The 13,349-nt window shown below is 56.2% G+C and carries 14 protein-coding genes; 4 read left to right on the top strand and 10 right to left on the bottom strand.

All coding sequences use genetic code 11. The features are described 5' to 3' along the window. Positions 1-996, top strand: coding sequence for a hypothetical protein (locus ABJN86_RS04510; protein ID WP_348377739.1), 996 nt, complete (start codon positions 1-3; stop codon positions 994-996). Between the two features lie 8 nt (positions 997-1,004). Here ABJN86_RS04510 and ABJN86_RS04505 read toward each other — a convergent pair whose 3' ends face one another. After that, positions 1,005-2,021 (bottom strand): hypothetical protein, encoded by a 1,017-nt coding sequence (locus ABJN86_RS04505; protein WP_348364843.1) that lies wholly within the window; start codon positions 2,019-2,021, stop codon positions 1,005-1,007. A gap of 120 nt (positions 2,022-2,141) precedes the next feature. Next, on the bottom strand, positions 2,142-3,767 hold the full coding sequence (locus tag ABJN86_RS04500; protein WP_348364841.1) for an AMP-binding protein: 1,626 nt from the start codon (positions 3,765-3,767) through the stop codon (positions 2,142-2,144). A gap of 95 nt (positions 3,768-3,862) precedes the next feature. Between ABJN86_RS04500 and ABJN86_RS04495 the strand changes: the two genes are divergently transcribed. From ABJN86_RS04495 to ABJN86_RS04485, 3 genes are all read left to right on the top strand, one after another. After that, positions 3,863-3,988 (top strand): hypothetical protein, encoded by a 126-nt coding sequence (locus ABJN86_RS04495; RefSeq protein WP_348364839.1) that lies wholly within the window; start codon positions 3,863-3,865, stop codon positions 3,986-3,988. Then, positions 3,985-4,629, top strand: a complete 645-nt coding sequence (locus ABJN86_RS04490) for a sulfotransferase family 2 domain-containing protein (protein ID WP_348364836.1) — start codon at positions 3,985-3,987, stop codon at positions 4,627-4,629. The genes ABJN86_RS04495 and ABJN86_RS04490 overlap by 4 nt, the downstream gene beginning before the upstream one ends. Before the next feature lie 112 nt (positions 4,630-4,741). Beyond that, complete coding sequence (locus tag ABJN86_RS04485; RefSeq protein ID WP_348364834.1) at positions 4,742-5,356, top strand: Hint domain-containing protein; 615 nt, start codon at positions 4,742-4,744, stop codon at positions 5,354-5,356. A gap of 57 nt (positions 5,357-5,413) precedes the next feature. Here ABJN86_RS04485 and ABJN86_RS04480 read toward each other — a convergent pair whose 3' ends face one another. The 8 genes from ABJN86_RS04480 to ABJN86_RS04445 form a co-directional block, all read right to left on the bottom strand. Continuing rightward, positions 5,414-5,887 carry a tRNA (cytidine(34)-2'-O)-methyltransferase gene (locus ABJN86_RS04480; RefSeq protein WP_348364832.1) on the bottom strand — a complete coding sequence of 158 codons (474 nt, stop codon included), beginning with the start codon at positions 5,885-5,887 and terminating at the stop codon, positions 5,414-5,416. Between the two features lie 140 nt (positions 5,888-6,027). Next, positions 6,028-8,223: a 3-hydroxyacyl-CoA dehydrogenase NAD-binding domain-containing protein gene (locus ABJN86_RS04475; protein ID WP_348364831.1), complete on the bottom strand. Its 2,196-nt coding sequence runs from the start codon at positions 8,221-8,223 to the stop codon at positions 6,028-6,030. A gap of 65 nt (positions 8,224-8,288) precedes the next feature. Next, positions 8,289-8,705 (bottom strand): hypothetical protein, encoded by a 417-nt coding sequence (locus ABJN86_RS04470; protein WP_348364829.1) that lies wholly within the window; start codon positions 8,703-8,705, stop codon positions 8,289-8,291. Positions 8,706-8,713: 8 nt separating this feature from the next. Next, positions 8,714-9,925, bottom strand: coding sequence for an acetyl-CoA C-acetyltransferase (locus ABJN86_RS04465; protein ID WP_348364828.1), 1,212 nt, complete (start codon positions 9,923-9,925; stop codon positions 8,714-8,716). 217 nt (positions 9,926-10,142) lie between these two features. Beyond that, positions 10,143-10,610: a membrane protein insertion efficiency factor YidD gene (yidD, locus tag ABJN86_RS04460; protein WP_348364826.1), complete on the bottom strand. Its 468-nt coding sequence runs from the start codon at positions 10,608-10,610 to the stop codon at positions 10,143-10,145. Between the two features lie 73 nt (positions 10,611-10,683). Next, a complete protein-coding gene (locus ABJN86_RS04455) occupies positions 10,684-11,310 on the bottom strand; it encodes a glutathione S-transferase family protein (protein WP_348364824.1) in 627 nt (208 codons plus the stop codon). Then, complete coding sequence (locus tag ABJN86_RS04450; protein ID WP_348364823.1) at positions 11,307-11,519, bottom strand: hypothetical protein; 213 nt, start codon at positions 11,517-11,519, stop codon at positions 11,307-11,309. Before ABJN86_RS04450 ends, ABJN86_RS04455 begins: the two co-directional genes overlap by 4 nt. A gap of 48 nt (positions 11,520-11,567) precedes the next feature. Further along, positions 11,568-13,346, bottom strand: a complete 1,779-nt coding sequence (locus ABJN86_RS04445) for an acyl-CoA dehydrogenase C-terminal domain-containing protein (protein WP_348364822.1) — start codon at positions 13,344-13,346, stop codon at positions 11,568-11,570. Between the last annotated feature and the right edge of the window lie 3 nt (positions 13,347-13,349).

The following is a 13,349-nucleotide window of genomic DNA, read 5'->3' as shown; positions in this document are numbered from 1 at the left end:
ATGCTATCAGTATCTACCCTAACCTTGGGCCTAACCTTGGGGTTGGGAACGGTTAGTGTCGATGCTCAAAACCTGCGCAGTGATAATGGCCCTGCGGAGACTCCGCCGGCGTCTTTCAAGGGCAAGCAATATGTCGATAGCCGTGGCTGTGTGTATATTCGGGCGGGCTTTAGTGGGAATGTAAATTGGATCCCTCGGGTCACGCGCTCTCGCCAGCTTGTTTGTGGCGCGCAGCCTAGCTTGAGGCCTCCGGCGCAAACTGCAAAAGCCGCACCCAAAACCGCACCGAAGGCTGCTCCAAAGACAGCGGTACGCAAGGCTAAGGCCAGCAGCATTCCTGCTGGCGCGAAGGTCATCAAAAAAACCACGACCGTTGTTCCGGCGCCAAAAGTCAAAACGACAACAAAAGTTGTTCGCAAAGCCTCTGCAGCGCCAAAAGCGCAAACGCGTGTTGTCCGTCAGACGGTTGCGAAACCTCAAACCCGTGTTGTTCGCCAAACAGTGGCCAAGCCTCAAACGCGTGTTGTTCGCAGGGCCGTAGCAGCACCGAAGCCTCAGACCCGCGTGGTCACAAAGGTGGCCCCAGCAGCGCAAACCAAGATCGTTCGCAAGCAGGTCAGGTCCAAACCGGCGACGAAGCAGCCGACGGTGGTTTACCGCTGTGGTGCAAGCGAGTTCAGCTCGCAATTTATTAATAACGGCGCTCGGTGCAATCCGCAGACGGGTAAGGTGCGCAGTGTCGTTCGTGAAGAAATCTCACCTCAAAGCCGCAACACACAAGGTCAACGTGTCGGGCCCAAAGGGGTGAACAGACGGATCGCAGAGGCGCGGGAAATCAAGGCACCTGCGGGGCATAAAGTTGCATGGGATGATGACCGCCTGAACCCATTGCGCGGGGTGGGTACGACGTCCGGAAAAGCCCAAATGCAGCTTGTTTGGTCAAACACTGTGCCGCGTTACTTGATTGATCCTGCTACCGGAAAACGGGCCCGCTAAGCTAAGGTTTACTCAGCGCATATTTCTTGAAGGCTGATCCAATCCCCGTCTGAAATGAGACGGGGTGCTTCAACCCCACGGTAGGGGTCGGCCTCAATGAGCTCCAAGGTGCTTTCCCCAGTCACATCGACGGCATAGGCGTATGGGCTCGAGGCCACTTTGGATGTTGCAAAGCGGTCTAGAAGCAAATCGGCATTTGGCAGAGGGAGCGGCGATGCGAGCAACGTTTCCGCATAGTCGCGAAGGACATCATCTTCCAGCTGCCCAGTGGTCAACAAATGCAAGGTCGCCTGTCCGCCAGCATTCTTTAACAGATCTTCCATTGGGTCGACGTGGCTAGCGCTCTCGGCTGCGGCCAGCATGTAGCCTGCGGCGACGTCAGCGGCGTTGTGATCTTCCACCACGGTTCGGTTCAATAGCAGCAAGCCTCCGGGTAAATACAACGCCCCGTCTGGCCCCGAGGGCACGACATAGGCTTTGCGCACCCCATCCCCCAAAACACGGGCTTTCAGGCGTGCCAACGCGGCTGCGCCAAGGTTGGAGCGGCAGGTGTCACCGGTCAGGCGGGTCATATGACCTAGCAGAGCTGTGCCGATAGCCAAACGTTTACTCTCGGGGACAACCGTTATGGTGTGACGAACCAATGCGTCAGGTAACCAGAAGTATCCCAACGCGCCAATGGCGGCGATTAAGCCGGTGAAGATATAGAGCCTTAACCGCCCGCGATGGGGGCGGCGGCGTTCCACGGTTTTGCGGACTTTCTCGATGGCATCGATGAGGGTCCCATCATCCAGTTCCAGCTCTTCGCCCGCGTCGGGGCCGGGGCGAAACAAGGCGGGGCGGGCACCAGGGTTCAGGCGCTCGATGGCGGCCAGGGACCAATGGGCCAAAGCCGTGTCGGTCTTATCGCGGATGATCAAAGTGGCGTTGCCAAAGGAAATCAGAACGTCGAGACGCTGGGCGTCCGGGCTTTCGCGCCAGATGCCTGTCGATTCCAGACGATCGTATTCTTTCAATGCCGTCATTTGCGCGGCTGCCCGTTTTTATTGTGCTCTCAGGCTAGGCTACTGCGAAAAGGCGTCTGGCTCAATGTGTTTGCGTGAATGACTGTCCGAATTCACGCCGCCCACTGGAGTTTGTGGGACCTACAATGCCTTTGCCGCCTCGCGTAACTCAAATTTTTGGATCTTTCCCGTCGAGGTTTTGGGAAGCTCTTGAAAAACAACCGCCTTGGGCGTTTTGAAGCCAGCCAATTGAGCCCGCGCGTGGGACATGAGTTCGGCTTCGTTCGCTTGTGCATCGTGCTTTAGTTCCACGAAGGCGCAGGGCACTTCGCCCCATTTTTCATCGGGCTTTGCTACCACAGCACACAGCAACACAGCAGGGTGGGACATTAGGACGCCTTCAACCTCAACGGATGATACGTTCTCGCCGCCGGAGATAATGATGTCCTTGGCACGGTCAGCGATCTGGATGTGGCCATCTGGATGCTGAATTGCAATATCGCCGGAATGAAAGTGGCCACCCTCAAATGCCTCGTTCGTGGCGTCTTTGTTCTTGTAATACCCCTTCATGACCGAGTTGCCGCGCATGACGATCTCGCCTTGGGTGGTTTTATCCATTGGCACCTGATCGTTCGCCTCGTCGACCACTGTGACATATTCCATCATAGGCATCGCGACGCCTTGGCGGGCCTTCAATGCGGGCTTCTCGTCGGGGTCATGATCGTCCCACGCAGGATCCCATAGGCATTCAGTGATATGGCCATATGTCTCGGTAAGACCGTAGACCTGCGTGATATTGAAGCCCAAGATTTCAATCTTTTGCAATGTGGCGGGGGCAGGTGGGGCGCCTGCGGTGAAGACCTCTACCTGATGCGAAAACTCCCGTCGGGCGTCCTCTGGGGCGTTTACCAGCATGTTCAGGACAATTGGTGCGCCGCCAAAATGAGTAACGCCTTCATCTGCAATGGCGGCGTAAATTGCTTCGGCAGTTATATCGCGACAGCAGTGAACCGTCCCGCCCAGTGCAGGCATCATCCACGTGTGGTTCCACCCATTGCAATGAAACAGCGGCACAATTGCCAGAAATTTGGGGAACAGCTGCATGCGCCATGAAATCACCGTCCCCATTGTCATCAAATACGCGCCACGGTGGTGATAAACTACGCCTTTGGGCCGACCCGTGGTGCCAGACGTGTAATTGAGCGCGAGGCTTTCCCATTCGTCTTCGGGCATTTGCCAAGCGGCTTGAGGGTCGCCTTCAATTAGAAGGTCTTCATAGGTTATGTAGCGGCCGGTGGCGGGGTAGCCGGCTTGCTCGTCCGGTACCTCAATGATCTCTGGGCCGTTGCCTGCGCAATTGGCTTTTGCGGCCTCAATCATTGGTAAGAACTGGGTGTCACAAAGAACGACCTTGGCCTCGCCATGATCAAAGATGTAGCTGACCGTCGCATGATCGAGGCGGGTGTTGATGGTGTTCAGGACCGCGCCACAAGCTGGCACGCCAAAATGCGCCTCGGCTTGGGCTGGCAGGTTGGGGATCGCGGTTGCGACAACGTCGCCGGAGGTCACGCCGCGCTTGGTTAAGGCGGAGGCCAGTTGAGAGACCCGTGCATGATACTCGGCGTAGGTTCTGCGGATGCTGCCATAGACAATTGCTTCGCGGTTGGGGAAAACCTCCAACGCGCGGTTTAAGTGAGACAGGGGCGTAAGCGGGACATAATTCGCAGCCCGTTTATCCAACCCCGTTTCGTCAGCCATCCAGCCCATTGTCATTCCCTCCCGTTGCAGGCAACTCTGGGAGGTGAGCTTGCCCAAGAGTAGGGGGCTTGGGAAGAGAAAGTTTGCCATGGGAGGTGAATTGTATGACAATTGATGCATCCGCTCAGAACGCCAGACGCCATGACTCGCGCCAAGCAGCAATGCTGGCGGGTATGGCCTGTATTGTTTGTGCAGGTATTATCATCATCAAACGTAGTGAGGCGGCATGATCATCTCCTCTGGTCGCAATTATATTTTCGTCCACATTCCCAAAACGGGTGGAACCTCCATGGCGTTGGCCTTGGAGGCCAAGGCAAAGGCCGATGACATTATGCTGGGGGACACTCCGAAGGCCTTGAAGCGGCGGCGGCGGGTGAAGGATATGAAGTCTTCGGGACGACTTTGGAAACACTCTACCTTACGTGACATTGTGGGGTTGGTGCCGCAAAGCCAGATTGACGCCGCAAATGTATTTACCATGGTGCGTAACCCTTGGGATCGCGCTGTCAGCTACTACCACTGGCTTCGCACGCAATCGTTCGAGCATCCGGCAGTGGGGCTGGCGAAAGACTTGGACTTCAGCGCCTTCCTGAACCATCCATCTACGGTGACGTCGCTTCGGGGTGCCTCATACGGGGCATATGTCACCACAGCACAAGGGCATGAGCACTGTGCTCTTTTCGTGCGTTTGGAGCACTTGGAGGAGGATTTGCCAAAGCTTGAAGCCCTCATCGGATGCAAGCTGGGCGACTTCCCGCATGACAATAAATCGACGCGTGGTGACTACCGTGATGTGTATAATTCGGCAGACCGAAATTTGGTGACCGAGATGTCCGCACCCGATATTGCGCGCTTTAACTACAGATTTTGATTGTTACCATTTCGGACACAATTCGCCCCAAAATGACCTTTTTGAGGCCCAACGCCTGACTCTAACCAAATGCATCATTAATTTATGAACAGTATGCAGACAGGTGTGGGAAATGTTTTTTAAATCGAGCCGTAAGACGTCTAAAGTAGAGCCATTGGTGCTAACGACCGCCCCAAGTGCAGGTATATTTGCCGGCACTAAGGTTGCGACTCGCCACCGCTGGGCTCCTGTTGAAGAGTTAAAAGTCGGCGATAAGGTTCTGACCGCTGAAGGCGGAGAGCAAGAAATTACACGCCTCGAGGTCGCTGAACTCAGCGTTGCATCTGTAAAGGCGGCGGCCGGTCAGTGGCCTTTGTTGGTGCCAGAGGGCGCAATAGGCAACGAACAAGCGTTGCTGGTCTCCCCCGATACACGCTTGGTTATTGAGAATGAGGCCACCGGCATTTTGTTCGGTGAAGCGTGTGTCACCGTTCGCGCAGAAAACCTGATTGGCTACCGCGGAATCGCGCGTGCACGGGTGAAGGGCGACCTGACCCACATCACAATCCGCTTCAACGAAGCGCAGACGTTGGTCATTGAGGGCGGGATTTTCTTTGATCTGCCAGCGCCTAATGGATTGCACCGCTTTACACCATTGAATGATCGCCAATCGCGTTTGTTGGCGCGCAATATGGGTGAAACCGACCGCAAAGAGCGGGCACGCCCTGTGGCAGCTGGCTGGATCTAATTCCTACAGGCTTAGAGTTTTGAAAGGGCTTGATGCGAAATCCAGTCCTTTTGCACGTTAGCCCCCTAATTGAGGGCGCATCGCCTGGTAGATCACGGCAGTCGCCACATTGGCCAAATTCAATGAGCGTACAATCGGGTTACGCATGGGCAGACTAATGATGCGGTCCTGCATGTCGTTCAGAATTTCGTCAGGTAACCCTTTAGATTCGCACCCGAATACCAGATAGGCGTCTTGCTGATAGTCTGGCTCATACACAGTCTTCGCGCCGTGTTCTTCAAAGAAATAGAGGCTGTCGCGTGATGGCTTTCGATCTGCGATGAAGTCGTCCCAGCTGTCGAATTCGCTCAATTGAACATGCTTCCAATAATCTTGCCCCGCGCGACGCACGGCCTTCTCATCAAGGGAGAAACCATAAGGTTTGATCAAAACCAACTCCAGCCCAAGCGCCACACATGTCCGCCCGATGGCCCCTGTGTTGTAGGGAATTTCGGGGGTGACCAAGACGATTTTCAAACGAGGTTCAGACATTGGATATGGCGGCCTTCTAGGTTGCGACTGCAGAAGTTGCCCCCTGTTACTCTGGCCAAGTGAGTTTGAACACCATCAACCCCAATAGAGACAAAAAAGCCCGACGCTGAGGTCGGGCTTTTATCGTTTTTTTGGTGCGTTTAGGCTGCTTTGGTCGGATCAAACCGGCCATAGAAGCTTTGGTTCTTGGCGGCCATGTCTTCCAACAAGTCTGGCGCTTTGAACCGATCACCATGCTTTTCAGCCAAGGCGTTGGTGGTTTCGGTTGCCCAAGGGGTTCCGACCATATCGAGCCACGACAACGGCCCGCCGGACCAAGGCGCGAAGCCCCAGCCCAAGATCGCGCCAACGTCGCCCTCGCGGATGTCCATCAACACGTCTTCTTCAATGGCGCGCACGGCCTCTAGAACTTGCGCGAACAGCAGGCGGTTTTGGACCTCGGTAAGGTCGGGTTGGTCGTCCGCTTCAGGGTATTTGGCGGCAATCCCGTCCCACAACAGCTGGCGTTTGCCCTTGTCGTTGTACTCGTAGAAGCCTGCGTTGGATTTGCGGCCCAAGCGACCTTCGTCGGCCATCCAGAACACCACCTCGTCCACTTCGCCGTCGGGGTAGGCGTCGCCCATCGCCGCTTTCGTGGCTTTGGCGATTTTCACGCCCAGATCAATCGACGTCTCATCCACCAATTGCAGCGGGCCCAAGGGCATGCCGACCAATTTGGCCGCGTTCTCAATCAGGGCAGGGTTCACGCCCTCTTTGACCATGCGGATGCCTTCGTTGATGTAGGGGATGATGCAGCGGTTGGCGTAGAAGAAGCGCGCGTCGTTGACCACGATGGGCGTTTTGCGGATTTGGCGGGTGAAGTCCAAAGCCTTGGCCACCGCGCGGTCGCCCGTGCCTTTACCTTTGATGATCTCGACCAACATCATCTTCTCGACAGGCGAGAAGAAGTGGATGCCGATGAAGCTTTCCGCATTCGCAGAGGCTTTCGCCAGCTCGGTAATCGGCAAGGTCGAGGTGTTGGTCGCAAACACGCAATCAGGGCCAACAACAGCTTGGACCTTTTTGGTGACTTCGGCCTTGACGCCGACGTCCTCAAACACAGCCTCAACGATCAGATCGCAGCCCTTTAGCGCGTCATAATCGACCGTTGCGTTGATCAGGCCAAGCACTTGCTCTTTCTTCTCAGGCGTCGTTTTCTTGCGGGAAATGCCTTTGTCTAAGTAGCTCTCGGCGTAGGCTTTGCCCTTGTCGGCTGACTCTTGTTTGGCGTCGATCAACACGACCTCAATGCCCGCCATAGCGGAGACAAGCGCGATGCCAGCACCCATCATGCCCGCACCGATGATGCCGACCTTCTTGACGGTCTCATCTGCCACGTCAGGGCGCACAGCGCCTTTTTCCAACGCTTCTTTGTTGATGAACAAAGAACGGATCATGTTGGCAGAGCTAGGGTTCATCAGCACATTGGTGAACCAGCGCGCCTCAATCTTCAGGGCTGTGTCAAAGGGGACCATCGCGCCTTCATAGACGGCTGACAATAGCGCCTTGGCGGCGGGGTAGACGCCTTTGGTGTTGCCGTTGACCATGGCGGATGCGCCAACGAAGGTCATGAAACCGGCAGGGTGGTAAGGGGCGCCGCCGGGCATTTTGTAGCCTTTTTCGTCCCAAGGTTTCACGATCTTTGGCTCGGAGAGAACCCAAGCCTTGGCGGCGGCCAGTAGCTCATCAGCCGGTATAACCTCATGCACCAAACCTGCGGCTTTTGCCTTTTGCGGGTTGGACAGTTTGCCCTCCAGCAGGAACGGCGAGGCCCCCATCGCGCCCAGCATGCGGGTCACGCGGGTGGTGCCGCCCATGCCTGGGAAAATGCCAACCATGATTTCCGGTAAGCCAATTTTGGCCTTCGGGTTGTCGGCCACAAAGATGCGGTGACAGGCCAACGGGATCTCGAAGCCGATGCCAAGGCCCGTGCCTTGCATAGCGCAAGCAATTGGTTTGCCGCCCTTGTTGGTTTTTGGATCCATGCCCGCGCGCTCGATCTTGCGCAGCATCGTATGGGTTGTCATCAGGCCGTCCATCAGGCCCTTGGCGGGGTTGTCGCCCGCACTCTCTTTCATCTTGGCGATGATGTTGAGGTCCATGCCGCCGGCGAAGCTGTCGGGCTTGCCCGATGTTAGGATCACGCCCTTGACGGCGTCATCGGCCAAGGCTTGGTCGATCAACGCGTCGAGATCCAAGAACCCTTGTTGGTTCATCACGTTCATGGATTTACCAACGGTGTCCCATGTGATCGTTGCGACGCCGTCTGCGTCTGTGTTCATTGTGAAGTCGGTCATAATGTAGCTCCCTTGTGGTGGAGTAGATGATGTTGTGTGTCCAAAGCGGAAAACGGAGTTTGTCCTCAGGAGGACATTTTCCAGAACTGCTTGGTGAGTAAGTGTTCGACAAATGTGGTGCGCCAGACGCCGTCTTGACGACGAAGGATAACCTCGGACGTGAAGGGTTTGATGATACGCGTGCCGCCGCGCAGCAGTTCCGTTTCATATTTTCCGCGACAAACCTCTGATCCAATGCGGTCATACGAACGTGCCGTGCGGATCATGTCTGTGGCTTGTTGTGCCTTCATGAAGTGCATCCAGAAGTCAAAGCGGCCCCGTAGATCCTCGATCGTGGACAAAACCGACGCCCCTTCTGCTGTTGTCACGATTGCCGGAAGGGCAACCGTGTCAGCAAAAGAGCCGAAGTCGTCGTCCATGAAAAAGCCCGTCACAGTGTCGAGCCAGCCTTGGAAGTCGAATGTGTCCAGATCACCAGTCATGCGCCGGCCTACACCCGTTCGATGATAGTAGCCGCACCCATGCCGGAGGCGACGCAAAGCGTGGCAAGACCCACCTCTTTGTCGGAGCGCTCCATCTCATCAAGCAATGTGCCGATAATCATCGCGCCGGTTGCCCCAAGCGGGTGACCCATCGCGATAGAGCCTCCGTTGACGTTGACCTTGCTGTTGTCCACGTCAAACGCCTGCATGAAGCGCAGAACAACGGATGCGAAGGCCTCGTTGACCTCAAACAGGTCGATGTCAGAGATGCTCATGCCCGATTGCTTCATGATGTGCTCGGTCACAGGAACGGGTCCGGTCAGCATGATGGTTGGATCAGTGCCGATTTTGGCAGTGGCACGAATGCGTGCGCGTGGCTTCAGGCCGTGGGCCTCACCAAATTCTTTGGAGCCGATGAGCACCGCTGCAGAGCCGTCCACGATGCCCGAAGAATTACCTGCGTGGTGGATGTGGTTCACCTTTTCCAGATGTGGGTACTTCATCAGTGCGACCTTGTCGAAGCCGGGCATAACTTCGCCCATGGCTTGGAAGGCAGGGTTCAACCCGCCAAGGCTTTGCATGTCTGTTTGCGGGCGCATGTATTCGTCATGGCTGAGAATATCCAAACCGTTTTGATCTTTGATCGTGATGATCGATTTGGCAAAGCGGTTGTCGTCCCACGCGGCTTTGGCGCGGCGTTGGCTTTCCACGCCCAACTGGTCGGCCTGCTCGCGGGTGAAGCCGTATTCGGTGGCGATGATGTCTGCCGAGATGCCTTGCGGCACAAAGTAAGTGTCCATGGCGATGCTTGGGTCCACCGCAATCGCAGCCCCGTCAGAGCCCATAGCAACGCGGCCCATCATTTCCACTCCGCCCGCGATATAGCCGTCGCCGGCACCACCTTTGACTTGGTTGGCCGCGATATTCACGGCCTCCATGCCAGATGCGCAGAAGCGGTTGATTGACAGGCCGGGGATGCGCTCGTCCAGCTCGGAGGCCAGAACTGCGGTACGGGCAAGACAGCCTCCTTGCTCCATGACCTGTGTGGCGTTACCCCAGATCACGTCCTCAACCGCGTGGCCCTCTAGGCCGTTGCGGTCTTTGATGGCGTTCAGGATATTCGCGGACAGGCGTGCCGCGGTAACTTCGTGCAAGCTGCCGTCCTTGCGACCCTTGCCGCGCGGGCTGCGCACGGCGTCATAGATGTAAGCTTCAGCCATTTGAGAGTTCCTCCATTAGGTTCGGGGTCCCGATCGCAGAGCGGGCACTGCGTCGCAGCCCCCTAACCACAAGCGGGGATTTGTATGAGGTCAAGGCGTTAAGCATTTGACCAAAATTAGCAAAAATACCCTTGGCATGGGGTAGGGCAAACATTGCCCAGTCAATCATCATGCCAGATAGGGTAGCAGTGGGGGTCATGTGCGGCCCCCATTGACGTTAGCAGCTCGGCGAGCAATCACAACTGGGCGAGCAATCGCAGCCACTGCCACAATCGGTGCTGCCACATCCGCCGCTTGAGACGTCTGGCGTAGAGGCTGGTGTGGCCGAGGCCATGCTGCAACACGCGGCGGCGTCGCAGCCCCCCCAGCAACACCAGTCGCATTTGTTGTACCAGCGGTCTTTGCGGCGATAATTCTCAAGCTCTTTGCGCTCGTCTTCATCGAGCTGCTGTGAGTGGACCGCACATTTGGATTTCGTGATAAGATGCGCGGCTTTGCAGTCGCGAAAACGCTGCGTGATCTTAGGCCAAGCGGCCCAAAGCCCTTGGTCGCGGATCGCGTGTTTGACGTATCCGGAACAGCCCGTGCCGCCATGGACAACAGAGTAGGCGCAGCGGTAGCCTTTTCGGGGGGACAGGTATTGTTGGTAGGCCCAAATGCCGCCGAGTGCCAATTTGCTGAACATAAATTCTCCGACCTATGAGGGGTAGAAATACCCTCATAGGCAGAGAAATCCAGCAAATTGTTCACGCTGTGTATCATGCAGAAAACGCAGGCTTCATCAGGTCATATGGATGCTTCCAGCCAGGAACCTGCGAGATGCGGGTTAGCCATGCGTCGATGTTGGGCCAGTCCTTGCGGTTAAAGCCAAATGGTTCTTCGTAAAACAGGTAGCCGCAGCACGAGATATCTGCCGTGGTAATGGCATCACCAACGATCCAGTCGCGGCCCTCAAGGTGGCTTTCCAACACGGAGTAGGCTCCATTCAGGCGGCCAAGGTTGAAATCGATCACCGCTTGCGGGCGTTTGTCCTCGGGCAGGAAGTTCATCAAGAAACGTGTCGGACCCGCTTGCGAGGACATCTTGTGGTTGTCCCACAACACCCAACGCAGCACTTCGTATTTGTCGGCCTCGGCGCCGCCCAGTTTGCCGGTTTTGTCGACGACATATTGTTGGATGACGCCAGATTGCGTCAATGTCACATCGCCGTCCACCATGACTGGGACCTCACCCATCACACTGATCTTGCGAAATGCGTCGGAGCGGGCCTCGCCCTTGAAGAAATCCACATGTACGGGCGTGTAGTCGAAGCCTGCAAGCTGCATGGTCAACGCGGCTTTATAGGCGTTGCCGCTTTCGCCGAAGCAGTAAAATTTAGCGCTCATTTTTTGCGAGCCTCCAGTTCAGAATTAAAAATGCGCAAGCGGTGGGTCAGGTTGTCCTCATCCGTCACGCTGCCAAAGTTTTCGAACAGAAACGACAAAGCCTCTCCTTCATCCAATCCGGCCTCTGCGCTGAATTTCTTCAGCTTGCGCCATGCATCTTCGGTCATGGCGAGGTTTACGCGTCGGGTTAGTTTTAGGCGTTTAGGCATTATCGTCTCCGCAAAGTGGGTAGGGCGGGGGGTGACCCCGCCGCCACCTTAGAAATTCGCAGCGTCGAGCGCCATAACTGTATCTGCACCGCTCTCGATCCGAGACAGATGCATCGCCGTCGCTGGCAGTTGGCGGGCCATGTAGTATTTGCCGGTCGCGATTTTGGTCTCGTAGAAGTTGGTGTCAGATGCGCCACCTTCCAGTGCGTCCATCGCAGCCTTGCCCATCTTCGCCCACATCAGGCCAAGGCAAACATGGCCAAACATATGCATAAAGTCGTAGGATCCGGCCAAAGCGTGGTTCGGGTTCTTCATGCCGTTTTGCATAAAGTACATGCCCGCCGCCTGTAGGTCTTTCGACGCGGCTTTGAGCGGGTCAAGGAAGGCCTTGTCGTAGTCCTCACTGCCACCGTTTTCCTTGATGAAGGATTTAACCATCTCGAAGAACGCCATCACGTGTTTGCCGCCATCTTGCGCCAGCTTGCGGCCAACCAAATCAAGGGCTTGCACGCCATTGGCACCTTCATAGATTTGCGTAATGCGTGCGTCGCGGGCGAATTGGGACATGCCCCATTCTTCGATGTAGCCGTGGCCGCCGTAGACTTGTTGCGCGGCTGTGGCGTACTCGAAGCCTTTGTCGGTTAGGAAGCCTTTGATCACAGGCGTGATCAACGAGACGATCCCATGGGCCGCGTCATCATCGGCGCGGACATGCTGATCGATCATGTTGGCACCCCAATATGTGAACGCGCGCGCGCCTTCCACAAAGGACTTCTGGTCCATCAGGTTGCGGCGAATATCTGGGTGTACGATCAGCGGGTCGGCTGGGCCGTCGGGGTTTTTGTCGCCTGTTACGTCGCGCCCTTGTAGGCGGTCGTTGGCGTAAACCACTGCGTTTTGGTAAGCGACTTCAGCTTGGGCGTAGCCTTGCAGGCCAACACCGATGCGGGCTTCGTTCATCATAGTGAACATGGCGCGCATGCCTTTGTGCTCGGTTCCAAGCAGGTAGCCCGTGGCATCGTCGTAGTTCATCACGCAAGTAGAGTTGCCGTGGATGCCCATCTTTTCTTCGATGGAGCCTACGGTCGCGCCATTGCGCGCCCCAAGGGAGCCGTCTTCATTGACCATGAATTTCGGCACGATGAACAGGGACACGCCTTTGATGCCTTCAGGGCCGCCTTCGATCTTAGCCAACACCAGATGGATGATATTGTCGGACATGTCGTGCTCGCCCGCCGAGATGAATATCTTTTGGCCGGTGATTTTGTAGCTGCCGTCACCCTGCGGAGCGGCTTTGGTGCGCATGAGGCCCAGATCGGTGCCGCAATGCGGCTCTGTTAGGTTCATGGTGCCGGTCCAGTCGCAAGACACCATGTTTGGCAGGTAGGTTGCCTTTTGCTCGTCCGTACCATGAGCGTGGATGGCGGAGTAGGCTCCGTGTGTCAGCCCTTGGTACATGTTGAACGCCATGTTGGCGGCAGTGAATTGCTCACCCACAGCAACACCCAGAAGGTATGGCATGCCTTGGCCGCCGTATTCAGGGTCGCAATCCAATGCGGTCCAACCGCCTTCTTTCATCTGGTCAAAAGCTGCTTTGAAACCTGTTGGCGTGCGCACGACGCCGTTCTCCAGAACGCAGCCTTCGGTGTCGCCTACAACGTTCAACGGTTGCAGCACTTCGGAGGAAATCTTGCCCGCCTCCTCTAAGATGGCTGAGGTGAAGTCTGCCTCCAGCTCGTCGTAACCGGGAACGGATTGTTCGGTCACTTTTAGAACGTCGTGCAGGACAAATTGCATGTCTTTAACTGGCGCGGTGTAGCTAGGCATGTG

The organism is Litoreibacter sp., assembly GCF_039974535.1.
Classification (GTDB): Bacteria; Pseudomonadota; Alphaproteobacteria; order Rhodobacterales; family Rhodobacteraceae; genus Litoreibacter.
Note: the sequence above shows the minus strand (reverse complement) of the source record. Positions and strands in the feature narration are given on the sequence as shown.